The following is a 25,997-nucleotide window of genomic DNA, read 5'->3' as shown; positions in this document are numbered from 1 at the left end:
AAATTAAGCATAAGAATTTGGCTTGAGGGAAAATATTGTGTTGTTCAAATTGTCAAGATTGTAAGATACAAAGCACTTAATTTTTAAGTGTTTTTATTTTTAGGTAGAGAAATAAAATTTTATGTTTTCTCAGTTTTATCTGATGATGAGAGAGTTTATAGAACTGTTAAAAAAAATTATAAGTTGCTTTTTTATGGTAATCATTAGCAGTAGATGAATGAGGAAATTGACAGAGAATAATCCCAAGTGAATTTTCCAATCATCGATTTAAGCCGCGAGTGATGATTATCTAGGAATATTTGGGTAAAGGTATTACTAACATGACTTACGTAAAATTATTATGAAAAAATAAACCGCAAAGGGCGAGAGGGACACAAAGTTAAGAGAGTTTTAGAGAGTTATTGCGTAAGTCTGGACTAATTATTATTTAGATGTTTCATTTGGAGGATGAAGAAAGGTTAGAGAATGCCATACAAGTAAATTTTGATATTGATGATTTGAGTTAAAAATTCAGGCGATCGCCTATTTTTAACTAAACTGGTAAGCAAGCAAAAGAGGTAACATTTATGACTAAATATGACAAGATTTTTAACTCACAAAAAACACTAGCAGAATCTTTAACACCAGAAGAAGCTGTTGCGGCAATTGCGGTGGTAACTGCACTTGCTGATGCTTCGGTGGAAGAAATAGATCCTGAAGGTTTAGCAGGGATTTTGTGGCAATTTGAGGTTTTTGAAGCATATTCTGAAGATGAACTATTAGAAATAGTTGACAAACTCATCGATATTGCAGAATCACAAGGGCTAAGTCCGTTGTTTAATACTGCTAATGAATCACTCACTGAAGAAGTTTTATTAGATGGTTTTGCGGCTGGGGTGGTGACACTTTTAGATGAAGAAGAATTCACTATTCCCAAAAGTAAGGAACCTTTCTTGAAAAAGTTGCAAGAAGCTTTGGAATTGGAAGATGAAGAAGCAGATGAAATTACTAAAGAAATAATTGCAGCTTTTCAAGCAGGAGAAAATGCCGAAGATTTAGAGGAGGAAGAAGGGATATTAACTGAGGTTGAATATATCGAAGATGTTTATGAATCGCCTTTAGGGAATTTTACAGTTCCGATTCCGGTTGACGCAGAACAAGGAGGGAGAATTCAAACCCAAGAAGGTGTGGTGGGTTTTTCTGATGACTTTGGCACTTTGCTCAGAATTGATTATTATCCCATACCGCCAGAACAGTTAGAAGAATTAGAATCGGAAGGGCAGGCAGAATATTTAAAAAACATTGTAGTAGATAAATATGTGCCGCAGGCAATTTTGGCAAATCTGCCAGATTCACAAATCAAGTATGGCGAATATTTAGAAGATATTTTTGCAGGCGCATATTACGCCTTGGTTGATATGCCGAAAGGTTCAACAATGTCTCAGCAAGAAAATAACGGTAGTTCTACGAGATTAGATGCTTACCGTGGATTGTTGGCATTTATTAATGGCGAGTTTTTATATATAGTTAGTAGCCAACGTAGCTTTTTAAATGGCGAAACACCAAATGATATCGCTGAAGAAGCTGAGTACATTAAAGATAATATTTTGTCTTTTGTGGAGACGATGGAGTTTAGTTAATCTCCCCAGTTTATCAAGAAGAATTCAGAAATCAGGAGTCAGAATGCAGTATGATAATTCGGCAAGCTCAGTGCATCGCTGGGTGATGAATATTGCTGGAAAACCTCGTCTCGCGTGGGTGAAATCAAAATAAAACTTTCTGATTTGATTTAAAACTCCATTCATTTATAAGTGGAGTATTCTGAATTCTGTCTTCTGACTCCTTTTTATTCATCTCCTAACATCTGGAGTAACTGCGCCTCTGTTAACTGAGTAATTCCTAAAGCCTGGGCTTTGGCTAATTTAGAACCAGCATCTTCTCCTACTACCAAATAATCAGTTTTTTTGCTGACGGAATCAGTAACTTTACCGCCTGCTTTTTGGATAAGTGCTTTAGCTTCATCTCGCTTTAGGGTGGGTAATGTGCCTGTGACGACAAAAGTTTTCCCGGCAAACTTCTGATTACTTTCACTCACAGTTGCAGTTTCTTCAGCAGCTAATTGTAAACCTGTATTTCGCAACCTTTCAATTAAAGCTTGATTGGCATCAATATGAAACCACTGATAAACAGACTGGGCGATTTCTGCACCAATACCATAAATACCTGCAATGTCTGATTGTTTGGCGGTTTCTAATTTCTCCACGGCGGGATATTTCTCGGTGATGAGTTGGGCATTCACACTGCCAACATGACGGATGCCTAAACCATACAATACCCGATGCCAAGGTTGATTTTTTGATTGAGCGATCGCATCTACTAATTTCTGTGCCGATTTTTCCCCCATTCTCTCTAAACTACATAATTGAGCTTCTGTCAAGTCATACAAATCAGCTACAGAATGCACCAAACCTTTATCTACCAGTTGATGTACTAATTTTTCCCCCACGCCTTTAATATCTAAAGCATCCCGGCTAACCCAATGTTCAATGGAACCTTTGAGAATAGCTGCACAAGAAGCATTGACGCAACGAGTCACGGCTTCTCCTGATTCTCGCACCACTGGTTGACCGCAAACAGGGCAATGGCTAGGCATAACAAATGGTACAGTATCAGCCGGACGCAATTCTTTAATTACCCGTACCACTTCGGGAATAATTTCCCCAGCTTTGCGAACAATTACAGTGTCACCGATGCGGATGTCTAATTGGGCGATGCGATCGCTATTATGTAAGGTAGCGCGAGAAACTGTTGTCCCCGCCAATTGTACCGGACGCATCTCTGCTAACGGTGTTAACGCCCCAGTTCTACCCACATTCACCGCAATATTTTCCACACGGGTGGGTGCTTCCTCGGCTGGGTATTTCAACGCCACCGCCCAGCGCGGGAATTTTTGGGTAAAACCTAACTGTTCTTGCAGTTTAAAAGCATTGAGTTTGACCACTACACCATCGGTCATGTATGGTAAATTCAATCTTTCCGTATCCCAATATTTGTAGTATTCTGCCACTTCAGCTAAAGACTCACACAGCTGATGGTTGGGATTGACCCGAAAACCCATTTTTTGTAATAATTCCAAGGCTTCCCATTGGGTATTGGCAATACTCGCATCATCCATCCCTGGAATATGCAGTGTATAGGCAAAGAAATCTAACCGTCGCCGCGCTACAATACGCGAGTCTAACTGTCTGAGTGTACCTGCGGCGGCGTTGCGGGGGTTGGCAAATAACTGTTCGCCTGCTTTTTGCCGTTCTTCGTTGATTTGTTTAAACACTTCCAACGGTAAAAATGCTTCACCGCGCACCTCTATTCTTTCTATTGGTTCTATCCCATCAAAGTTTAAACGCAAGGGAATAGAACGAATTGTTCGCACATTTTGGGTAATTTCTTCACCCGTAACCCCATCACCTCTAGTTGCACCCCTGACTAACACCCCATCTTGGTAAGTCAGCGCCAAAGCCGAACCATCAATTTTCAACTCCGAGACATATTTTACCGCGTCCGTTGTCGGGAGTTGTCGCCGCCAACGTTGATCCCAAGCTTGCAACTCATCAATATTAAAAGCATTCTCCAGACTGTACAAGGGGATATTATGCCGCACTGAGGTGAAATGAGTCGCCGGTCTTTCACCCACGCGCTGAGTTGGACTGTCAGGCGTTACTAATTCAGGATACTGCGTTTCCAACTGTTGCAATTCGCGGTATAGCTGGTCATAGACTGCATCTTCCATGATGGGTGCGTCTAAAACATAATAGGCGTAACTCGCTTGTTGCAAAAGCTGGCGTAATTCTTCTATGCGCTTGAGTTGAGGCTGAGTCTGAATCATTATACTTATAGAACGATATTGAGTAAATATAATTTTATTTGTTGGGATAATTCTAGGTTAATCTTCTTGGGTATCAAAAGGCATCAGCAAGAAGTTATAAGCGATCGCATCCCGTCTACCAATATTAACATTTGTTAAAAAAATGCCCATAAATAGATATTCTCTATAAGCTCCCACTCTTCTTCTTAGCCTTCTCTTCCTTGGCGTACTTGGCGGTTCGTTTTTTAATTAAGTGTATCTTCACAGAAAATGGCTATAACTCTTTGCGTCTTTGCGCCTACCCTCCGGGAAGCCGCTATCGCGTCTATGCGCGAAATAAACAATTCTTGTCTTCCACCACACATACAATCACATGAATAAAAAACCAATCATTATTGCTCATCGCGGCGCGAGTGGCTATCGCCCAGAACATACTTTAGCCGCTTACGAATTAGCAATCAATTTTGGTGCAGACTACATTGAACCAGATTTAGTTTCCACACAAGACGGTGTTTTAATTGCGCGTCACGAAAACGAAATTTCCGAAACCACTAACGTTGCTAACCATCCCGAATTTGCTCAACGACGCACGACTAAAATCATCGATGGCGAAATCAAAACAGGTTGGTTTACAGAAGACTTTACTCTGTCCGAAATTAAAAAATTACGCACCAAAGAAAGGATTCCCCAATTACGTCAGCAAAATACTTTTTATGATGATTGGTGGGAAATTCCCACACTCCAAGAAATTATTGATTTAGTCAAAACTTATAGTAAAAAACTGGGACGCAATATTGGTCTTTATCCAGAAACAAAACATCCCACTTATTTTAGGTCTATAAACTTAAGTTTAGAAGAACCTTTACTTCAAACCTTACAAGCCAACGGTTATCACGAAAAAAATGACCCTATTTTTATTCAATCCTTTGAAGTGAGTAACTTACAATATTTAGCCCAAAAAACTCATTTACCTTTAGTCCAGTTAATCAATCTTACTGGTCAACCTTATGATTTGGTCGTTAGTGGTGATGTTCGCACCTATACTGATTTAGTGACAAAATCAGGTTTAGAAGAAATTGCTAAATACGCCCAAGCAATTGGTATTCATAAAGATATTTTAATTCCTAGAGATAATAACAATAAATTGCGATCGCCCACATCTGTAGTACATAATGCCCATGCTACTAACTTGCAAGTACACGCCTGGACTTTTCGCAACGAAGACTACTTTCTACCTCTAGACTTCCAAGGTAATCCCCAAGGGGAATATGAACTATTTTTTAGTTTAGGCGTTGATGGCGTATTTAGTGACTTTTCTGATACTGCTTTAAGTGTGCGCGATCGCAGCCAATCGCTTGATATTTCTTAATACTTGCTCTGCCAAGTTAAAAAACTAAAATTATACTTAAGACTACTTCTAAAAGTATGCAAAATATCCTAAATCAATAATTATCTAGTCTTACTTCCTCCATCCCAACCTCTATCACCATAGAGAATTTCACAGCAACTAACTAGTGCATACCAAAATAAAGGTAGTTATGGTAACTAAATTAGACGCATTTAAATCACCTCGATTTATCGGGAAACCTCTTTTAGCAGATGTTGATTTTTTTGATTCACTCGAAAAAGTTGATCAATTTGCGACTGATGCAGGTATCAGAATTTATGTCACTAGTTCTACCCGTTTACAAGGTGGTGTAGTGTCAGGCGCAATTGTCCGTCCTGCAAGTCGTTCAAATCATTTAGTCGGTCACAGCATTGATATGAATGTGATGCTAGGAGATAAGCTATTTAATAGCGATGCTCTTGATAAAAGCAACTTAAAAAATCTACCACAAGGCATTCAAAACTTTATTCAAAGCATCCGTAATGACCCGATGTTGCGCTGGGGAGGAGATTTTACACCAGCAGATTCAGTTCATATTGATGATGGCTTAAATGTCAGAGATCCTGCTACTTGGGATGCAAAATTTCCCATTATCCAAGCAGAAATGCGAGCTTTATCCCAACCTAATTCTGTTTCTGGACAGCCAAGATTATTATTTCTGACTGACCCACCAATGCGAGGAGATGATGTACTTGCTGTACAAAACGCTCTCAATCAAAAAGGCTTTAATCTCAAAGCTGATGGTATATTTGGCGCAGCTACCGATGATGCTGTAACAGCATTTCAACAAAAGCAAGGTTTAACAGCAGATGGGATTGTCGGGCCAGGTACACGCAAAGCATTAGGATTGTGATATGGGAGAAGGCAGTCCCGATGAAACAAGTTTCATAGCCAAGCATGAAAGTGGAACTAGCATTTTTACTCAGCACTCAGCACTCAGCACTTTCAAGTCAGGAGGTAAAATTACACCTATCCTCACCTTTCTGTAAAAAACAAGATCCCCGACTTCTTTAAGAAGTCGGGGATCTGAGCTTATTTGTATTTAAAAATCAACCTTAATAAGCAAATTTACTTGCTGCTGCAAATCGGTTATTAATCTCATCCCAGTTAACCACATTCCACCATGCTGTTAAATAATCAGCGCGGCGGTTTTGATAGTTGAGATAATAGGCATGTTCCCAAACATCATTGCCGAAAATGGGATATTTACCTTCAGTGATGGGATTATCTTGATTAGCTGTAGTTGTAATTTCTAACTTGCCATTTTTGTTACGTACAAGCCAAACCCAACCACTACCAAAACGTGCTGCACCAGCTTCGTTAAACTGCTTTTTAAAGGCGGCAAAATTACCAAAATTTTGATTAATCGCAGTGGCGATTTCTCCTGTTGGTTCTCCGCCTCCCTCCGGCTTCATAATTTTCCAAAACATCGAGTGGTTGACATGACCACCACCATTATTACGAACTGTTGTGCGGATATCTGCCGGAACTTTACCCAGTTTGCGTAACAATTCTTCAACAGATTTGTTTTTCAATTCTGGGTGTTTGTCTAATGCAGCATTCAAGTTTTTCACATAAGCTGCATGGTGCTTATCGTGATGGAACTGCATTGTTTTAGCATCAATGTGTGGTTCTAATGCTTCGTAAGGGTATGGTAAAGGTGGTAGTTCAATTACGCCTGTAGTGCTTGGTGCTTGACTAACAGGTGATTTATCAGCCAACGCCAAAGAATCTAATGCAAAAGTACCTGCACCTGCACCCAGTAAAAACAAGAAATGTCTGCGGTTAAGAGTCATAAGAATTTTTTACAGCAAATCTATGCAATTTGTTGTCAATTTTTATTGTCATAGATTTAGGCTACAAAAAATCACCTTTATGGCTTAAATATCAAAATAAATATGGTTAAACTTAGTATGCGTAGGGTGTGTTAGGCGTAAGCCGTAACGCACCAAAAACTTTACAGTAGATGCGTTACGCTGTCGCTAACACATCCTACATAGATTTCAAAAATTAAAGATGAATCTTATAGTTAAATTTAGGTTAAATACTATCAGGATCTACACCCAAAGCTTTTAATCTCTCTGCTAGTAATTGGGCGCGTTGTTCTGCTTCTTGGGCGCGTTGTTCTGCTTGTCGAGCGCGTTCGTCACCAGTCAGTAAAATATTACCAGCTTGGTCACACCAACGCAACCAACTATCATTTCTCCCTTCAAATTCGCCAGTCCACAAAGTAACGCCTAAACCAATATCTTCTAACCAATTATTTGTCGTTTCTAGATAACGTCTACCCTTAATTGTATAAATTCTTAAAACTTGCTCTCCCAAATTTTGCTGGGGGTCATAGACAATATAATAAGCAACTCGCATTTTTTCATAAATTTGGAGTTTCTCATCTAATTCATTGCCCTTTTTATTAGAGACAATTTCAATTACCAGTTCTGGTGATTTACCAAATTTCCAAACAAGGTAACAGCGATTTTCTTTTTCCCACCAATTCTCCGGTGTTTGAACATCAAAACTCACAAACACATCTGGAACGATCGCAGGTTCGGTATATGTATGGTAAACCCCAACATTAGCTGCGGCTAAAAAAACTTGGTTTTGTAAAGAACTATAAAGGGAACTAACTAAAAGGCGCTGTTGTTTTTCAGATGCAAGATTATCCACTGGCGTATCATCTTCAGTTATTAGTAGGTTAGCATCTGGTATGTCACAATTATCAATATCTTTGACTAAAAGTTGCTCACCCATGATTTTATCCACTACTGAAGGGTTGTATTTATTATAAGTAAAATTCTCACTGCTCTCAACCTGACTTAACCTAATAATTCGTTCACCGCGACATTAAAACCTGGAAGTACAGTTTGAGTTCTGACTACTTCACCTGCAATAAATACAAGTCGCTGATTTTTAGTAATTACAATAATCCAACTATTTTCAGGAAATACTAACCAAACTTCTTCACTACCAGATTGCAAATATTCTTGAGATTTGGCAATCATATCTTCTGCTAAATCTGTGGGGGAAATAATTTCAGCTATTAAAGGAAAACTTTGAGGTAAAACCGCAGGTTCTCCAAATTGCTGCATCAGTTCTGGGGTAAGATAAGCCACATCAGGACGACGACCTTGTTTGTTAGTCAGACAAGGTGCTTCTGTATAAACCTCCCCGCCTTGTCCACTAGTGTCTTTGTAATTTCTCCAGTAAGTAGCTACTTTTGCCTGTATACGGCTGTGTTTTAATGTCACTTCTTCTTTCTCCAGCAGTTCCCCATTTACCCATTCTGTACCTTCGGGGGGACTTTGCAGCCAATCTTCTAGGGAATAGTTTGTGGAGGTATTTTCTTTAATTGGTGTGATTACCATAATTATCTATTCTTATGGGCAGGATATGATTAATATTATGACTTAGAGGTTAATGAAAATGACACAAGAATTAACCGACCTCAGAAATAGTATTTTACAAGGACGTTACGAAGATGCTTTGGCGATTGTTGATGAGTTAGAGGGGATGAGTAGACAGGCAATACTGAGAAATATTCAATCTTATTTAAAGATTTTATTGATTCATTTAATTAAAAATCAAGTGGAAAAGCGACTAACAAATTATTGGACTGCTTCTATTCGTAACTCTGTACGAGAAATTCAAAAACTTAATATTAAAGACAATAAAAAATCTTATTATGTCAATCAAGATGAATGGGAAAGTTTAATAGAAGAGGAAGTTATGGAAGATGCGATCGCAGATGCTAGTTTAGAAGTTATGAACGGTACATATAACCAATTTCAACTAGCTGATGTAGTCAATAGGCAACAATTAATGCACAAGGCTGTAGAATTGTTGCTCTTGACTTATAGTTATTCACCAAAAGAATTACCCAGGATTGTTGCAGAAAAATTGATTCAATTACCTGGTGCTGAAGATTAGTAATTTAAAATCATCAGTCCTTTTAGGATGGGAAAACCCCATCCTAATAATTAACGGAAATTAACCGAAATGTTGAATAATTGCGTCGGCAAATTCAGAACATTTGAGAGGTTCTACAGGTGGTTCCATTAACCTTGCTAAATCGTAGGTGACTTGACCGTTAGCGATCGCATCCCCTAAACCTTTCTTAACTAAGTCGGCTGCTTCTTGCCAACCCAGATATTCCAACATCATCACGCCAGACAAAATCACTGAACCAGGGTTAATTTTGTCTAAGCCTGCGTGCTTGGGTGCTGTACCGTGAGTAGCTTCAAAAACGGCGCAAGCATCGCCAATATTCGCGCCTGGCCCCATACCTAAACCACCAACAATGGCGGCGGCTGCATCTGACAAATAATCGCCGTTGAGGTTCATTGTAGCCAGAATCGAATACTCATCTGGTCTGGTTTGGATTTGTTGAAAAATACTGTCAGCAATGCGGTCATTGACCATGACTTTATCTTTCCACTTGCCGTTACCGTGGCTATCCCAAATTGAGTTAAGAACTGTTTCCACTTCCTTGACAATTTGTGCTTTCTTCTCTTGGGTAAGGGCATCAAAACCAGGGTCAATTTGACGGGCGTTGTCTTCTAGGGAAATATTGGGATTTTTTTCTTTGTTGCTTAAAATCCAAGATTCCCGTTCGGTGACTGTTTCTTGACGAAATTCGCTGGTGGCTAGTTCATAACCCCAATCACGGAACGCGCCTTCAGTGTACTTCATGATGTTACCCTTATGCACCAGCGTGACTTGTTGCTTGTGTTTGGGTAAAGTTAAGGCGTGTTTGATGGCGCGACGTACTAGACGCTGGGAACCAGTTTTGCTGATGGGTTTAATCCCGATACCAGAATCAAGAGGGATTTGCTTTTTCCCATGTTCTGGGGTGGCGGGGATGAGTTCTTTGTTGAGGATGGAAATTAAGCGTGAACCAATTTCACTACCTTGTTTCCATTCGATTCCCAAATATATATCTTCAGTATTTTCCCGATAAACAATGACATCTAGCTTTTCAGGGTTTTTGTGGGGTGAAGGCGTACCAGCATAGTAACGGCAAGGACGCACGCAAGCATACAAGTCAAAAATTTGCCGCAATGCCACGTTTAAAGAACGAATCCCACCACCTACAGGAGTGGTCAAAGGCCCTTTAATAGCCACACCATATTCTTTAATGGCTGTCAAAGTATCTTCGGGTAAATACTGATAAGTGCCGTATAAATCACAAGCCTCATCACCAGCATAAATCTTAAACCAACTGATTTGGCGTTTACCCTGATACGCCTTAGCTACCGCCGCATCTAGTACCTTTTGGGTAGCAGGCCAGATATCAATACCTGTGCCATCGCCCCGAATAAACGGGATAATTGGATTGTCAGGCACAACTGGCTCACCATTCTTAAAGGTGATTTTTGATCCACTAGTCGGGGGGGTAATCTTTTCGTACATAGTTCAAACACTCCAGAAAAACATAAAAAGTATGAAGTATGAAGTATGAAGTGTGAAGTGTCAAATATAAATTTCACCTTCAGCCTTTATCCTTCATCTTGACTAGGTTCTAGCCTTGAGCATCCTAGTCCCTAATCCCTAAATATGCAGATTTTCCCCCTATTCCCCTTTTACAGCATTTGGGGATTAAGTGAAACTGACGCAATTTTGTACGATCAAAAATAGTAAACTACTTTTCGCTATCAGTGTTTCATCATCAAGAATCCACGATAGCGATCGCTTGTTCACTGACCGCTAACACGAGTAATGGCATGACAGACCCAATGATTGTATCAGGCACTGCTAATGACATCGACTCCCTCAGACAACGCTTAATCGCTGGGTCTCTTCAAGTCCAACAACAGATCATCCCACAGTTAGCCGAATTAGGTAACGAGGGATTGGAAGTGTTGAGGGAATTTTTACTGAAACGTCGTGAGTCCCCAGCAACTTGGATTGATGGTAAAGCTTACCAAGTCCTTTACAACTCTGATGCACCAAACGCCAGAGAATTTCTCCAAACAAATTTTCCTGAAGGCATTGTACCTCTAAAATCAGATGCAGGGATCAATTACAAACCTTTACAACAGCTACTTGCTGCTCAAGACTTCCAAGCCGCCGATCGCATGACTATTGAGAAAATGTGCGAAGTAGCAGGGCCAACGGCTGTCAAGCGCAAATGGCTGTATTTTACGGAAGTTGACAATTTCCCTGTGACTGACTTACACACCATTAATCATTTGTGGTTAGTTCATTCGGAAGGAAAATTTGGCTTTTCGGTACAGCGCGAAATTTGGTTAAGTCTCGGCAAAAATTGGGATAATTTCTGGACGAAAATCGCCTGGAAAAATGGGAATACTTGGACACGTTATCCTAATAGTTTTATTTGGGATTTGAGTGCGCCGAAAGGTCATTTACCTTTATCCAATCAACTGCGAGGTGTGCGAGTTATTGCGTCTTTATTTGCTCATCCGGCGTGGACGAATAAAGTGTGAAGTGTGAAGTGTGAAGTGTGAAGTGTGAAGTATGAAGAAGGATAAGCCAGAGATAGAAGATGATTTGCGTGCAGAGTATGACTTAAAAAGCTTAAGAGTCAGAAAACTTGGTTCTGAACGCAAGAGTTTTGCTCAAACAATAGACATCTTGCAAAAGTCCAAATTTTAAACTCTTTCTTTGCGTCTATGCGTGAGGAAAGAATCTTTCTGCAAGAAGTCTAATGATTTGTTTAGAAAAAACAAACGACAAAGGACAAAATTAAATAATGGCTAAAGTACGTCTCGAAGAAATTAAACGTCGGTTTAACAACGTCACCGCCATCGAAGATATTAGCTTTGAAATTCCCGATGGCGAGTTTTGGGTGTTAGTCGGGCCTTCTGGTTGTGGGAAGTCGACAATTTTACGGACGATCGCGGGTTTAGAAACTGCCACTGCTGGCAAACTATTTATAGGCGATCGCTTAATGAATAACATCCCCGCCAGACAGCGCGATGTGGCGATGGTGTTTCAAAACTACGCCCTTTATCCGCACATGACGGTGGCGGAAAATATCGCCTTTGGGATGCAGATGCGAAAGGTGGACGCGAAACTCATTCAGGAACGGGTGGGGACGGTGGCGCGATCGCTTTCGTTGGAACATTTATTAGATCGCAAACCCAAACAGCTTTCTGGTGGACAGCAACAACGGGTAGCATTAGGAAGAGCGATCGCCCGTGAACCCCAAGTATTTTTATTAGATGAACCTTTATCTAATTTAGATGCTCAATTGCGCGATGACACCAGAGCCGAATTAAAACAACTCCATCAAGAGTTAGGAATTACCACGGTTTATGTAACTCACGACCAAGTTGAGGCGATGACCTTGGCTGATAAAATTGTCGTGCTGAATCGTGGGAGAATCCAACAAATTGGCGAACCCCAAAGCATTTACGCGCTTCCAGCTAATCAAATGGTGGCAACTTTTTTAGGCAATCCACCAATGAATATTTTGTCAGCAAAATATACCAATGATGGCTTTGATGTGGGTGAACAATTAATTGCAGTTCCCGAAGTTGTCAGGGAAAAATTACAGCTGCGTCCAGGACAGAATTATGATTTGGGTATTCGTCCAGAACATATTTCTATTAACAGTAACTCAGCACTCAGCGAGAAGTTGCGTGCGGGGGTTCCCCCCGTTGAGCAAACTTCGGTGACTCCACACTCAGCACTCAGCACTCAGCACTCAGCACTTTCTGTAGAAGTGAAGGTGGTTGAGCCTTTGGGGAGAGAAACTTTAATTCGTGCGAGTTTACCTGGTTCAACAGTGTTATTGAATGTGCAGCTTGGTGGAAATGTACGGGTGATTGTAGGCGATCGCTTATCCTTACAATTAGATTTAACTCAGTTATTTATCTTTGATTCTATTACTGGAGATAGGATATGGCCAGAGCCATAAAATTAAGAATTAGGGTAAATTACGCTGCTGCCACTTGTCAGTTTCACAAGCAGCTTGATCATGCCAAATTCTACAACTAATTACAGGATATAAATAGAGAAATGCTACTCCAATAATCACACAAACCCAAGCAAAACGAATAGCCCAAGTTTTTAGGTTAAATTGTTTTTTATACATGAATACCCTAGATTAGTTTCACATATTTGATCATCTATAGCAATCCCAAATGATTTATCAAAATAAAATTCAGCAGTCAGGAGCTAGAATTAAATTCTGAATTCTTCTTCAAAAACATCTCTCTTCCTTGTCTCCCTTTTCTACCTTGTCCCCCTTGTCTTTATTGCTCACATATCAACTAAAACTGCTATGTATCTTTTACTGAGTCAAAACTTCCATCTTGGTAATGATTGATTCTTTTTTAGTTTTGCCGCATGGTTCAGCACTTTGACAATCACTTACTGATTCAATTGTGTAAGATGCACGGACTTTTTTGTTTAAAAATTTCGCTGACTCTGCACAAATCTCAAAAGATGCGCCTACCGGATGTTCAATTCCTTGTTCATCAATTAATGTGGCATAACACAATAAATCACCGTTGACTAGTTCTTTGACTGTACCAATAGTTGGTAAAGCTTTTGTCGATGTTTCTGGATTTTCGGATGGTGAAACCTCGGTTGTGGGAGTTGGTTCAGGAGATGTAGTCACTTCAGTGATTTGTCTAGGACTTTGGGGAATTTTAGATTTAGTTGTCGGGTTTTCTTGGCTAACTTCTGTAGAGGAATTAGCACAACCGCTAATCCAAATTAGACAAATAATTAATCCAGTGATGAAGCTAGATTTGTTCATAGTTAGAGTCTGTTTATAAAGTACAAGTAGGGTGTGTTACAGGTGTGCAAGGATTTGGTAATGTTCAATAATTAATTTTGAAAGCCAGAATGCCCACAATAGTAATATTCTTACCTCCTGCCTCGGTTGGTGAGCGTAGCCGAACCACTGTTTCCTGCCTCTAAGGTGTTAAAACTAAACTTCCCGATTGCACAACTCCCAGCGCATTTGGTTTATCAAACCGCCAATGTTGTTGATATTGATTGAGAAAGTTTTGACCAATAATACCTTCTACACCAGGAAGTTTGAGAATATTACTTTGCTCAACAACAACAGCATCAATTTCATTTACTTGATGTTGCTGAATTTGCAGCTTATTCAATTTGATTTTTTTGACAATTTCCCGTCCACCCAAACCAAATACTTCTGCGGTTGGGGCGTTAAGAGTGTCAATTCCTAATTTTTGCGCGATAGATTGAGAAACTGCGATCGTATAGGCTCCTGTATCTAAAACAAAAGTAAAAGGCCCTTCACCATTAATGTAAACTTGAGTCGTTAAAATCCCAAAGGTTCCTTTTAAAGGAATAGCACCCGCAACAGATTTAGAAGGTGGTAATAGTTGTAATTGTTGTTTTTTGGGATTGAGAACAACATCGAACTTACTGAGAAAATCTAGTCCTAAAACTCCAGATATATCCTGTGGTAATGCTGGTGTAGGTAATTCTAAGCCATAAAGACCAGAAACAGTGGCAGAATTTACACTTAAACCTGGTAAGATATGAGTCTTAACTTCTAGGTTTTTGAAGTTATTACCAATAACAGGTTTATATTCTAAAAGTCCATTGGGAATAGGTTTACTATTCAGACCTAATTGTTGAGCAATTTGAGTATTGATAATGGTTTGACCACTGCCAGTATCTAAGATAAAAGTTTGCGTTTGTTTGCCAATGCGGACGGGGATTCTAAACACAGAACTCTCACGTTCCAATTGCAGTTTTACATTAGCTTGTCCTCGACTAGTTGATTGCGGGAGTTTCACACCAACCGCTTCCATAAAAGCGGCAACGCGCTCAACAGCATCAGGACGAAACTCCCCATTTGAAGTTAAAGTGAGGATTTGTAAAGCACATTTTGTTGTGATAGCTTCTGATTCGGCTTGATTAATAAGCTTTTGCTCAGAAATTTTAGCCTCAGCACATTTTGATACTTCTTGTAAAAGTTGCTGTCCAAGATTAACTTGACCAGCCGCAGGTGTCGGTAACAAAGAAACAAGACTGCTGGAAAGAATGCCCGTTATAAATAAATGAGAAAACAGGCTTTTGCTACGGCGGAAATTTTGGTTAGCTGGAACTTGAGATTTTTTCCGCCGAGGCTGAATAGAAATTTGCATAAAAACAGTCATGATAATTTAGTTAAAAGACTGTTGTAACTGGTATTTCGCTAAATCACCAGGTGCAAATGCTCCATTTTCTGTAATGATGGCTGTAATTAACTCGGCTGGTGTGACATCAAAAGCTGGGTTGTAAAATTCTACGCCTTCTGGGGTGAGTCTGGTGTCACCAACTTGGTAAATTTCCTCTGGGTGGCGTTCTTCTATAGGGATTTGACTACCATCAGACAAGGCAAAATCAACGGTAGAAAAAGGTGCAGCAACAAAAAATGGTACATTGTGAGCTTTAGCAACGATCGCTAAACTATAGGTACCAATTTTATTGGCTGTGTCACCATTCGCCGCAATCCTATCAGCGCCCACAACAACAGCATGAATTAAACCCCTCTGCATACAATGGGCTGCCATATTATCGGTAATTAGCGTCACAGGTATATTTTCCTGCACACATTCCCAAGCAGTGAGTTTTGCACCTTGTAACCGGGGGCGGGTTTCATCAGCAAACAACTTTTCTAAACGCCCTTCGCGCCAAGCAGAACGGACAACACCCAAAGCTGTACCATAACCCGCAGTTGCTAACGCCCCAGCATTACAGTGAGTTAGTAAAGTTAGCTTTGCGGGTGTTTTCGGCAATACAGTTAAACCATGATCACCCATCGCCTGACAAGTTTGCAAATCTTCTGCATTAATAGTTTGGGCGGTTTGGAATAAAACTTGTTTGATATCTTCGACGCTTCCTTCCGTGGCGTGGGCAATTTTTAACATCCGACTAATTGCCCAGAATAAGTTTACCGCCGTGGGACGGGTAGAGCGTAATAATTGCGCGACATTTTCTAGCTGGGTTAAAAATTCAGCGCGTTCCCTGGTTGTAATTTCTCTCGCCCCCAGATACATCCCATAAGCCGCAGCCACCCCAATAGCCGGCGCACCCCGCACAATCATGGTTTTAATCGCCCGCGCCATATCTTCACTCCGATGAATTTCCACAAAGGTGTATTCATTCGGTAAACGGGTTTGGTCAATGAGTGATACGGAATCATTGTGCCAAATGACTGGATAAACTTCGTTTGCAGAATTTGTCATAAAAATTGGTAGGGATGATGAATTGTGTACCTAGGAGTTAGAGCTTAGGGAAGAGAGGTTAGTCTTTTTCAAGAGAACTCAGCATTTGCTCAAGTCAACTATTCACGAGAAAATCCTACAACTAAATATGAGAAACTGTCTTCTCTAACCCCTAATCTCTAGCCTCTAGTCTCTATAAGCATGATGAAACGCCGAAAGATTTTAAACACAGCTGCTTTAGCCACAGCCACTGCTGCAACCTTAACCGCTTGTAACCGCAGTACCACAGCCCCCGCAGTGCAAACGGGACTTCCGACTGTCCGTTGGCGAATGGCTACTAGTTGGACTAAAAGTTTAGGAACTTTTATCGGTGCAAAGGTGGTTTCACAACGAGTCAAGGAAATGACTAACGGTCGGTTTACAATTACCCCCTTTGCGGCTGGTGAGTTAGTTCCAGGATTACAAGTTTTAGATGCGGTACAAGCCGGAACTGTAGAATGCGGTCATACATCCAGCTATTACTACATCGGTAAAAGTCCGGCTTTGGCTTTCGCCACCTCTGTACCCTTTGGTTTAAACGCCCAACAGCAGAACGCTTGGTTATATCATGGCGGCGGTTTAGAAGCGATTCAGAAAGTCTACACCAACTTCAACATTATTAATTTTCCCGCAGGTAACACCGGAGCGCAGATGGGGGGCTGGTTTAAAAAAGAAATTAAAACTGTCGCTGACCTCAAAGGTTTAAAAATGCGAATTCCGGGATTAGGTGGACAGGTAATGTCGCGTTTGGGTGTAAATGTGCAAGTTTTACCTGGAGGCGAAATTTATTTGTCACTTGACCGGGGTGCAATTGACGCGGCTGAATGGGTAGGCCCTTACGATGATGAAAAACTCGGTTTAAATAAAGCTGCAAAATATTATTACTATCCTGGTTGGTGGGAACCAGGGCCATCTTTAGATGTGTTAGTTAATTTGAATGCTTGGAACAAATTACCCCAAGAATATCAACAAATTTTAAAAGCCGCTACTTTAGAAGCCAACATGAATATGCTGACAGAGTACGATGCGTTGAATGGTGCAGCACTTTCGAGATTGATTGCTGGTGGTACACAACTCACTCCCTATAGTCAGGAGATTTTACAAGCAGCACAGCAAATTGCTCTTGAGATATATGAAGAAAACGCCACTAAAGATACTAACTTCAAACAAGTTTATGAACAATGGAAAAACTTCCGTCAACAAGTTTATAACTGGAATCGGGTGAATGAGTTAAGCTACGCTAATTTTGTCACTGCTAGTAATAGTAAGTAATCATATCCCCACACAAACTACAGCAGTGTGGGGATATTAATTTACTGCTGAGATTGCTTATTTAAGAATTGCGATCGCACAAAAAAACATCCATCAAATTAGTTGATTTGTATTACCATCGATAAAAGTAACGCGAAAAAAAATACGTCCGTTGCAAATGCCCCATCTCGGTCATAGTAGGAGTTAGGGGTCAGTTTTCCTCGTGTTTCCGGTTGGTGAGCCTGTCGAACCACTGCCCTCTAACTCCTGCCTTCAAAAATAAACATGAGTATTATTCTTACCGACTACAGCCTCATTCAAGTTATTGATGATAATACTAATACCTGTATTTATCGCGCCTACCAAGAATCAACACAAACATCGGTAATTATTAAAACTCTGAAAACTGAGTATCCTACAATTGAACAAATCACTCGCCTAAAATACGAGTATCAAATACTGCAATCTTTACGAATAGCAGGAGTTATTCAACCTCTCGCTTTAGAAAGTACACAAAATAAAATCGCACTGATTTTAGAAGACTTCCCTGGCGAAACACTGCATAATTTTATTAGCACAAATAAATTAGAATTAACTCAAATTTTACAAATTGCAATTCAATTAGCCTCAACCTTAGCTCAGTTACATCAAAATAATATTATTCATAAAGATATCCAACCTCATAATATTTTAATCGACCCCAACACCAATCAAATCAAAATTATCAACTTTAGTATTGCTTCACGCTTACATAGCGAAAATCAAACCATAAATAACATCAATTTACTCGAAGGTAGTCTGGCTTATCTTTCACCCGAACAAACAGGGAGAATGAACCGCTTAATAGACTATCGCACTGATTTTTATTCTTTAGGTGTCACACTTTATCAAATGTTAGTTGGTAAACTACCATTTGTAGCAAGTGATCCTTTAGAACTAATTCATTCTCATATTGCCAAAACTCCTATATCACCCCAAGAATTAAATTCACAAATTCCAGTGGCAGTATCTAATATTGTGCTGAAATTATTAGCTAAAACAGCCGAAGACAGATATCAAAATGCCTTGGGTTTAAAAGCAGATTTAGAATCATGTTTATATCAGCTACAAACAACTGGCAAAATTACAGATTTGGTTATCGGTAAACTTGATTTAAACAGTCAATTGCTGATTCCACAAAAACTTTATGGACGTGAGCAAGAAGTTACTCAATTGATGAGTATTTTTGAGCGAATCAGTTCAGGAAGCACGGAGTTAACATTAGTTAGTGGTTATTCAGGAATTGGTAAATCTTCCCTAGTTAATGAATTTTCTAAATCGATTATTCGCCAGGGTGGTTATTTTATTGGAGGAAAATTTGACCAGTATAAACGTCATATACCTTATGCGGCATTCATCCAGGCTTTTCAAGAAGTAATTCGGCAGATATTAACAGAAAGTGCTGAAAAAATCACGAGTTGGAAGATGAAAATTTTATCAGCAGTTGGGGTTTATGGGCAAGTAATTATTGAGGTGATTCCTGATGTTGAAAAAATTATCGGTACTCAGCCAGAAATACCATCATTAGGAATTAACGAAGCCCAAAACCGTTTTAATCGATTATTTCAACAATTTATTCATGTATTTGCCCAAGCAGAACATCCTTTAGTAATTTTTTTAGATGACTTGCAGTGGGCGGATGTGGCATCTTTGAAGTTAATTCAACTACTCATCAGTGATATTGAGAGCAAATATTTATTACTCATGGGTGCATATCGTGAGCATGAAGTCAATCCAACGCATCCATTAATATTAACTCTTGCAGCAATCCAGAAAAATGGTGTAAATATCAATAAGATTGTACTTCAGCCTTTGAATATTAGTCATGTTCAACAATTAGTTAGTGATACCTTGAGTATTTTTTCAGAAGATTCCCAAGAACTAGCTGATTTAGTTTTTCATAAAACCCAGGGCAATCCATTTTTTGTAACGCAATTACTCAAATCTCTGCATCAAGAAAACTTTTTATCTTTTAATTTTGATCAAGCCTGTTGGCAATGGCATATCGAAACTATAAAAGATATTGACATTACCGATAATGTTGTTGAATTGATGGTGAACCAAATTCAGAAGTTATCACCGAGAACTCAAAAAGTTTTACAACTGGCTGCTTGTATTGGCGATAAATTTAACTTAGATATTTTGAGCATTGTGAATCAAAAATCTTGGGTAGAAACAGCTAAAGAACTTTGGGAAGCTTTACAAGCAGGCTTAATTTTACCTTTAGATTCGTCTTATAAAATACCTTTGATTTTAACTGAACAGCAAGCCGAACAGCAAATTAGCTATAAATTTTTACATGATCGTGTACAACAAGCATCTTATTCGCTAATTCCCGATGTTGAGAAAAAAAATACTCATTTCACCATTGGTAAATTACTGTTACAAAAATTTTCTCCAGAAGAGCAGAAAGAGCATATTTTTTATTTAGTCAATCACCTCAAATATGGCATTGATTTACTAACTTACGATTGGGAAAGATATGAGTTAGTAGAATTGAATTTAATAGCCGGGAAAAAAGCCAAAGCTACGGCTGCTTATGAGTCTGCTATGGGTTATTTAAAGATATGTTTAAGCCTTTTGAATAATTCTAGCTGGTATCACCAATATGAATTGACATTAAATGTCCATCAACAAGCAGCAGAAGTAGCATTTCTAAGCGGTGACTTTGAGCAAATGGAGTTATTAGCTGAAATTGTTCTACAACAAGCAAAAACCCAACTGGAAAAAGTGAGGGTTTATGAGTTGCAAATCAAAAGTTGTGAGGTGCAAAGAAAATTAATGGCGGCTGTACAGCTTGGTTTAGAAGTTTTAGAAATATTGGGAATAAAACTCAACCAAGCACCAACCGAGTTAGATATCCAGCAAGCTATTCAAGAAACCACTAATTATTTAGCAGGGAAACAAATCGAGGATTTAATTCATTCGCCTGCGGTGACAGATGCTCATAAATTAGCTGCGATGAGGCTAATAGCAAGTTTAGTACCTGCTGCTTATCAATCTGCACCAAAATTATTTATTTTGATTGCTTGTCAGCAAGTCAACTTATCTATTCAATACGGCAATACGCCATTTTCGGCTAGTGGGTTTGCTGATTTTGGTATAGTTTTTAGTGGTTTGTGCCAAGATATTGACGCTGCTTATCAAGTTGGACAATTAGCTTTAAATTTATTAGAAAGTCTAGATACTTATGAAGTCAGAAGTCAAGTTTTATTTAAAGTTGCTACTTTCATAATTCCTTGGAAACATCATGTCAAAGATACCTTACCACTTTTAGAAGCTGCTTACTTTAGTGGCTTAGAAACTGGGGATTTAGTACATACAGGATATTCAGCCAGTAAGAAGTGTCAATATGCCTATTGGAGTGGTGCAGATTTAACCAGTCTCGAACAGGAAATGGCAAAATATAGTCAGGCGATCGCACAAATTCACCAAGAGACTGCGCTAAAATGGCACCAAGTGTTTCACCAAGCTGTTTTGAATTTACTGGGGTTATCGGCAAACCCTTGTCTGTTAATTGGTGAAGCCTATAACGAAGCCGAATTATTAGCAGTTCATATCCAATCAAATGAGCGCACAATTATTCACTATGTGTTTCTCAATAAATTAATTTTGTGCTATCTCCTGGGAGATTTTCATCAAGCTGTAGAAAATGCCAGCAAAGCAGAACAGTATTTAGATGGAGTCACAGGATGGTTAAATGTGCCGTTATTCCATTTTTATGATTCTTTAGCGCAACTTGCTATCTATCCATCAGCCACATCTGAGTATCAAAAGCTGCTGTTAGATAAAGTCAATCATCATCAACAAAAAATGCAAACATGGGCGAGTTATGCGCCGATGAATTTTCAACATAAATATGAGCTTGTCGAAGCCGAAAAAGCCAGAGTTTTAGGACAGTATTGGCAAGCAACGGCACATTATGACAAAGCTATTATGCAAGCGCAAGAGCAAGGATATATCCAAGAAGCAGCTCTCGCCAATGAACTAGCAGCAAAGTTTTATTTTGAGACTGGTAGAGATAAGGTAGCCCAGATTTATTTAATTGATGCTTACTATGGATATAGTAACTGGGGAGCCATAGCCAAGTTGCGCGATTTAGAAGTTAGATATCCCCAAATTGTGGCGCGGCTATCGGAACGTCAAACACCAAACTCAGGTAAAAATCAACTCATCAACGCTATCAATCACAATACCAGTGAAGCTTTTGATTTAGCAACAGTGATGAAAGCGGCTCAAGCACTTTCTGGTGAAATTGTTTTAGACAAATTACTGGCTAAATTAATGCAAATTCTGTTAGAAAATGCTGGTGCAGCCACAGGATATTTAATTTTAAATCAGGCAGATACTTTATTAATTGCTGCATCAGGTAGTTTTGCTCAACCTGAAATTAATGTCCGTCAATCTACCCCTGTAGAATCAAGTGAGAATTTGCCCATATCCGTGATTAATTATGTGTATCGCACTGGGGAGCATGTGGTTCTTAGTAATGCTAATTGCGAAGGTGTATTTACTACAGATGATTATATTGTTAAGCATCAACCAAAGTCGATTTTATGTAGTCCAATTGTCAATCAAGGCAAGTTAATCGGTATACTTTATTTAGAAAATAAATTGATTGATGGGGCATTTACACCAGAACGATTAGAAGTTTTACAACTTTTATCATCACAAGCTGCAATTTCTTTAGAAAATGCCCGCCTTTATCATGATTTAGAAGAATATAATCGCACATTAGAAACAAAAGTTAAAGAACGCACGCTGGAATTACAAGCAAAAAATTTTCAATTACAACAAGAAATTCAAGAACGCCAAAAAGCCGAAGAAGCAGCCGCAGCCGCTAACCGCGCCAAGAGTGAATTTTTGGCTAATATGAGTCATGAACTGCGAACACCTTTAAATGGCATCTTAGGTTATACGCAAATCTTTCAAACAGATACTTCTTTAAGTAGTCAACAGAGAAATGGTGTCAATATTATTCATCAGTGTGGTGAACATCTCTTAACACTGATTAATGATATTTTAGATATTTCTAAAATTGAAGCGCGGAAAATGGATCTGGAGTTGAAAGAATTTAATTTTCCCGCCTTTTTAGAAGGTATCGCCGAAATTTGCCATCTGCGGGCAGAAATGAAAGGTATTGCTTTAGTTTATCAGCCCCTTGGTTATCTACCCAGACGCATTCGGGGTGATGAAAAACGCTTAAGGCAAGTTTTAATCAATTTATTAAGTAATGCGGTTAAGTTTACAAAAAAAGGTAGGATAAGTTTTAAAGTAGGTTATGTAACCCAGGACGGAGACTGGATATTAAATGGCGAAAAACTTACTAGCCAATCTCCAACACCAAAAATTCGCTTTTTAGTAGAAGACACAGGAATTGGCATCGCCCATGAGCAATTAGAAGAAATATTTCTGCCCTTCAAACAAGCGGGTGAGGATAGTTTGAAGACGGAAGGAACGGGTTTAGGCTTATCAATTAGCCGTCAATTAGTGCAGATGATGGGTGGCGAATTATGTGTCAAAAGTGAACTAGGTAAAGGCAGTATTTTTTGGCTAGATTTGGCATTACCAGAAGTTGAACAACAGTTAAATTTTGAGATTGAGCCACTTAATATTATTGGTTTTGCTGGCTGCAAACGCAAAATTTTAGTTGTGGATGATAAATGGGAAAATCGCTCAGTGTTAGTCAATATTTTAGAGCCTTTGGGTTTTGAAGTTTTGGCGGCGAGTGATGGTTTAGACTGTCTAGATAAAATACCTAATTTTCAACCAGATTTAATTTTAATGGATTTGGTGATGACGGGAATGGATGGTTTTGAAGCCACTCGGCGCTTGCGATTGTTACCAAACTTTAAGGAAACAATCGTAATTGCAGTCTCAGCAAGTGTGTTTGAGTTTAATCAACAAGAAAGCCGTAACGTTGGGTGTGATGACTTTCTCGCAAAACCGATTCAAAGAGCCGAACTGTTAGAAAAGTTACAAGTTCACTTGGGATTAACATGGATATATGAAGACAAGGTAAGAAAGATAAAGGATTCACACAAAAGTTCAATTTATCCTTTACAATTAACATCTCAGGCTTCGATTGTGCCTCCCTCAGCAGATGAACTGAAGATTTTGCTAGATTTGGCTATGCGGGGTGACTTAAGAAGTATTGCTGAAAAAACGCAAAAACTACAAGAACAAAGTGAGGAGTTACAACCTTTTGCTACTCGGTTATATCAACTGGCTAAAGGTTTTAAAGGGAAACAAATATTGGAGTTTCTCCAAAAGTATTCTGAGGCTTTATGAAAAATGATTTTAATAAATACGGTGTCATTTTAATTGTTGATGATACTCCCATCAATTTAGAAATGTTGTTTGATTTTTTAGGCACGGCTGGATTTACAGTATTAATTGCTGAGGATGGTGAAAGTGCGATCGCCATAGCAGAATATGGTAAACCTGACTTAATTTTGTTAGATATCCTCATGCCGGGAATTGACGGTTTTGACACTTGTCGTCGTCTGAAAGCGCAGGAATCAACCCAAGATATTCCCGTGATTTTTATGACAGCACTTTCGGAAACTGTTGATAAAGTTAAAGGCTTTGAACTCGGTGCAGTTGATTACCTCACCAAACCACTCCAGCACCAAGAAGTATTAGCAAGGATTCAGTTGCATCTGAAGTTACGCACTCTTACCAAAACATTACAAGAGCAGAATTTACGTTTAGAAGCCGAAATTACAGAACGTTTACAAGTTGAAGAAAAAATCCGCGAACAAGCAGCTTTATTAGATGTAACTAGCGATGCAATTGTCGTGAAAGATTTTAATAATCAAATTTGTTTTTGGAACCAAGGCGCGGAAAATTTATATGGTTGGAAAGCGACTGAAGTTATTGGTGAGAATGTCAATCAGATTTTATATCCACCAGACACTTTAGCGCAAGTCCAAAACATTTATGCAAGTATAGCTGAGTCTGGCTTTTGGCAAGGAGAATTAAACCAAGTTAACAAACAAGGACAAACTGTGATTGTGGCGAGTCGTTGGACATTAATGTGCGATCGCCATAACCAGCCTAAATCAATTTTGACTGTTAATACTGATATTACCGAAAAAAAACATTTAGAAAATCAAATCCTCCGCGCTCAACGTTTAGAAAGCATCGGCACATTAGCCAGTGGTATCGCTCACGACTTGAACAATATTTTGACACCGATTTTAACAGCAGCACAACTACTACAACTCAAACTGCCAGATACTAATGAGCGTAATCAACAAATGTTGAAAACCATCGAAGCTAATTCTAAACGTGGTGCAGCTTTAGTTAAACAAGTTTTACAATTTGCACGGGGAGTAGATGGGCAGCGTACTATTGTGCAAGTTAGTCATTTATGTTCAGAAATTCAACAAATTGTCCAAGAAACTTTTCCCAAATCAATTGAATTAACAACTCAGATTCAGCCAGGACTTTGGGCGGTAATTGGTGATGCAACCCACTTACATCAACTATTAATGAATTTAGTAGTTAATGCCCGTGATGCCATGCCCAGAGGTGGTAGTATCAACATTTCTGCGTCAAATTTGTTAGTCGATGAACAGTATGCGCGGATGAATTTAGATGCTCGTGTCGGTGCTTATATTGTAGTGACAATTACAGATACAGGTGTAGGAATGCCACCAGAGATTATTGATAGAATCTTTGAGCCATTCTTCACCACCAAAGAAATTGGGAAAGGTACGGGATTAGGTTTATCAACTGTCAGAGGTATCATTCAAAGTCACGGTGGTTTTGTGAATGTTTGGAGTCAAGTTGGTAGGGGTACAGAATTTAAAGTTTTCTTACCAGCCGTCGAGGTAGCAAATCCACTCCTAGCAGAAGACTTAGATTTACTCAAAGGTAACGGAGAATTAATTTTAGTAGTTGATGATGAAAGTGGCATTTTAGAAACTACCAAAATTTCTTTAGAAACCTACAACTACAGAGTATTAACCGCTACCAATGGCATTGAAGCGATCGCTCTTTATGCTCAACACGAAGACGAAATTAGCTTAGTGTTGATGGATATGATGATGCCTGCAATGGATGGTGCTACGGCGATTAGCACTTTGCAAAAAATGAACTCTCAAGTCAAGGTGATTGCTGTTAGTGGTTTGACAGCTAGTAGTAAATTAACCAAGTTATCTGGTGTGAAAAAGTTTATTTCTAAGCCTTATACAACAAAGGATTTATTGCAAACCTTACACAGCATTTTGGTACAGGAATCTAGACACCCAGAGCGTGTGGCTAAATCTTAGATAAG

At 39.1% G+C, this 25,997-nt stretch carries 20 protein-coding genes; 11 read left to right on the top strand and 9 right to left on the bottom strand.

Annotated elements, in window-relative coordinates; translation table 11 throughout:
* Window positions 1–566: 566 nt before the first annotated feature.
* Entirely contained in the window at window positions 567–1,619 is a 1,053-nt protein-coding gene (locus H6G77_RS12275; protein WP_190590115.1) for a hypothetical protein, read from the top strand.
* Window positions 1,620–1,825: 206 nt separating this feature from the next.
* On the opposite strand, the gene ligA is transcribed toward H6G77_RS12275, so the two are convergent.
* Window positions 1,826–3,862, bottom strand: a complete 2,037-nt coding sequence (gene ligA / locus H6G77_RS12270) for an NAD-dependent DNA ligase LigA (RefSeq protein WP_190871701.1) — start codon at window positions 3,860–3,862, stop codon at window positions 1,826–1,828.
* Window positions 3,863–4,214: 352 nt separating this feature from the next.
* On the opposite strand from ligA, the gene H6G77_RS12265 reads away from it, so the two are divergent.
* The 3 genes from H6G77_RS12265 (at window position 4,215) to H6G77_RS36220 (ending at window position 6,217) form a co-directional block, all read left to right on the top strand.
* Window positions 4,215–5,210, top strand: a complete 996-nt coding sequence (locus H6G77_RS12265; RefSeq protein WP_190871700.1) for a glycerophosphodiester phosphodiesterase — start codon at window positions 4,215–4,217, stop codon at window positions 5,208–5,210.
* 169 nt (window positions 5,211–5,379) lie between these two features.
* The gene (locus tag H6G77_RS12260; RefSeq protein WP_190670820.1) at window positions 5,380–6,081 is read left to right on the top strand and encodes a peptidoglycan-binding protein; all 702 of its coding nucleotides are present in this window, start codon (window positions 5,380–5,382) and stop codon (window positions 6,079–6,081) included.
* Between the two features lies 1 nt (window position 6,082).
* Window positions 6,083–6,217 carry a hypothetical protein gene (locus H6G77_RS36220; protein WP_277880564.1) on the top strand — a complete coding sequence of 45 codons (135 nt, stop codon included), beginning with the start codon at window positions 6,083–6,085 and terminating at the stop codon, window positions 6,215–6,217.
* Window positions 6,218–6,283: 66 nt separating this feature from the next.
* Here H6G77_RS36220 and H6G77_RS12255 read toward each other — a convergent pair whose 3' ends face one another.
* The 3 genes from H6G77_RS12255 to H6G77_RS12245 all read right to left on the bottom strand — a co-directional run bounded on the left by H6G77_RS12255 (window position 6,284) and on the right by H6G77_RS12245 (window position 8,593).
* Window positions 6,284–7,024: a superoxide dismutase gene (locus tag H6G77_RS12255; RefSeq protein ID WP_242048384.1), complete on the bottom strand. Its 741-nt coding sequence runs from the start codon at window positions 7,022–7,024 to the stop codon at window positions 6,284–6,286.
* Window positions 7,025–7,268: 244 nt separating this feature from the next.
* Window positions 7,269–7,979: a Uma2 family endonuclease gene (locus H6G77_RS12250; RefSeq protein WP_190590119.1), complete on the bottom strand. Its 711-nt coding sequence runs from the start codon at window positions 7,977–7,979 to the stop codon at window positions 7,269–7,271.
* 65 nt (window positions 7,980–8,044) lie between these two features.
* Window positions 8,045–8,593, bottom strand: a complete 549-nt coding sequence (locus H6G77_RS12245) for a Uma2 family endonuclease (protein ID WP_190871699.1) — start codon at window positions 8,591–8,593, stop codon at window positions 8,045–8,047.
* A gap of 58 nt (window positions 8,594–8,651) precedes the next feature.
* Here H6G77_RS12245 and H6G77_RS12240 point away from each other — a divergent pair, with 58 nt between their 5' ends.
* Window positions 8,652–9,155, top strand: coding sequence for a DUF29 family protein (locus tag H6G77_RS12240; RefSeq protein WP_190871698.1), 504 nt, complete (start codon window positions 8,652–8,654; stop codon window positions 9,153–9,155).
* 60 nt (window positions 9,156–9,215) lie between these two features.
* On the opposite strand, the gene H6G77_RS12235 is transcribed toward H6G77_RS12240, so the two are convergent.
* On the bottom strand, window positions 9,216–10,637 hold the full coding sequence (locus tag H6G77_RS12235) for an NADP-dependent isocitrate dehydrogenase (RefSeq protein ID WP_190871697.1): 1,422 nt from the start codon (window positions 10,635–10,637) through the stop codon (window positions 9,216–9,218).
* A 311-nt stretch (window positions 10,638–10,948) separates the two neighbouring features.
* Between H6G77_RS12235 and H6G77_RS12230 the strand changes: the two genes are divergently transcribed.
* The 3 genes from H6G77_RS12230 (at window position 10,949) to H6G77_RS12220 (ending at window position 13,107) form a co-directional block, all read left to right on the top strand.
* Entirely contained in the window at window positions 10,949–11,671 is a 723-nt protein-coding gene (locus tag H6G77_RS12230) for a GUN4 domain-containing protein (RefSeq protein WP_190590222.1), read from the top strand.
* 31 nt (window positions 11,672–11,702) lie between these two features.
* On the top strand, window positions 11,703–11,840 hold the full coding sequence (locus H6G77_RS12225) for a hypothetical protein (protein WP_190590231.1): 138 nt from the start codon (window positions 11,703–11,705) through the stop codon (window positions 11,838–11,840).
* A gap of 97 nt (window positions 11,841–11,937) precedes the next feature.
* Window positions 11,938–13,107, top strand: coding sequence for an ABC transporter ATP-binding protein (locus H6G77_RS12220; protein ID WP_190871696.1), 1,170 nt, complete (start codon window positions 11,938–11,940; stop codon window positions 13,105–13,107).
* 9 nt (window positions 13,108–13,116) lie between these two features.
* Here H6G77_RS12220 and H6G77_RS12215 read toward each other — a convergent pair whose 3' ends face one another.
* The 4 genes from H6G77_RS12215 to mtnA all read right to left on the bottom strand — a co-directional run bounded on the left by H6G77_RS12215 (window position 13,117) and on the right by mtnA (window position 16,405).
* Entirely contained in the window at window positions 13,117–13,284 is a 168-nt protein-coding gene (locus H6G77_RS12215) for a hypothetical protein (protein WP_190871695.1), read from the bottom strand.
* Between the two features lie 198 nt (window positions 13,285–13,482).
* The gene (locus H6G77_RS12210; RefSeq protein WP_190590125.1) at window positions 13,483–13,953 is read right to left on the bottom strand and encodes a hypothetical protein; all 471 of its coding nucleotides are present in this window, start codon (window positions 13,951–13,953) and stop codon (window positions 13,483–13,485) included.
* Window positions 13,954–14,113: 160 nt separating this feature from the next.
* Complete coding sequence (locus H6G77_RS12205; protein ID WP_190871694.1) at window positions 14,114–15,334, bottom strand: retropepsin-like aspartic protease; 1,221 nt, start codon at window positions 15,332–15,334, stop codon at window positions 14,114–14,116.
* A 6-nt stretch (window positions 15,335–15,340) separates the two neighbouring features.
* Complete coding sequence (mtnA, locus tag H6G77_RS12200; RefSeq protein ID WP_190871693.1) at window positions 15,341–16,405, bottom strand: S-methyl-5-thioribose-1-phosphate isomerase; 1,065 nt, start codon at window positions 16,403–16,405, stop codon at window positions 15,341–15,343.
* A gap of 183 nt (window positions 16,406–16,588) precedes the next feature.
* Here mtnA and H6G77_RS12195 point away from each other — a divergent pair, with 183 nt between their 5' ends.
* The 3 genes from H6G77_RS12195 to H6G77_RS12185 all read left to right on the top strand — a co-directional run bounded on the left by H6G77_RS12195 (window position 16,589) and on the right by H6G77_RS12185 (window position 25,992).
* A complete protein-coding gene (locus H6G77_RS12195) occupies window positions 16,589–17,695 on the top strand; it encodes a TRAP transporter substrate-binding protein (protein ID WP_190871814.1) in 1,107 nt (368 codons plus the stop codon).
* Between the two features lie 264 nt (window positions 17,696–17,959).
* Window positions 17,960–24,004 (top strand): hybrid sensor histidine kinase/response regulator, encoded by a 6,045-nt coding sequence (locus H6G77_RS12190; protein ID WP_190871692.1) that lies wholly within the window; start codon window positions 17,960–17,962, stop codon window positions 24,002–24,004.
* Window positions 24,001–25,992 carry a response regulator gene (locus H6G77_RS12185; protein ID WP_190871691.1) on the top strand — a complete coding sequence of 664 codons (1,992 nt, stop codon included), beginning with the start codon at window positions 24,001–24,003 and terminating at the stop codon, window positions 25,990–25,992. The genes H6G77_RS12190 and H6G77_RS12185 overlap by 4 nt, the downstream gene beginning before the upstream one ends.
* Window positions 25,993–25,997: the final 5 nt, after the last annotated feature.

The sequence above is a fragment of the Aulosira sp. FACHB-615 genome (assembly GCF_014698045.1).
In the GTDB taxonomy this organism is placed as follows: domain Bacteria; phylum Cyanobacteriota; class Cyanobacteriia; order Cyanobacteriales; family Nostocaceae; genus Nostoc_B.
Note: the sequence above shows the minus strand (reverse complement) of the source record. Positions and strands in the feature narration are given on the sequence as shown.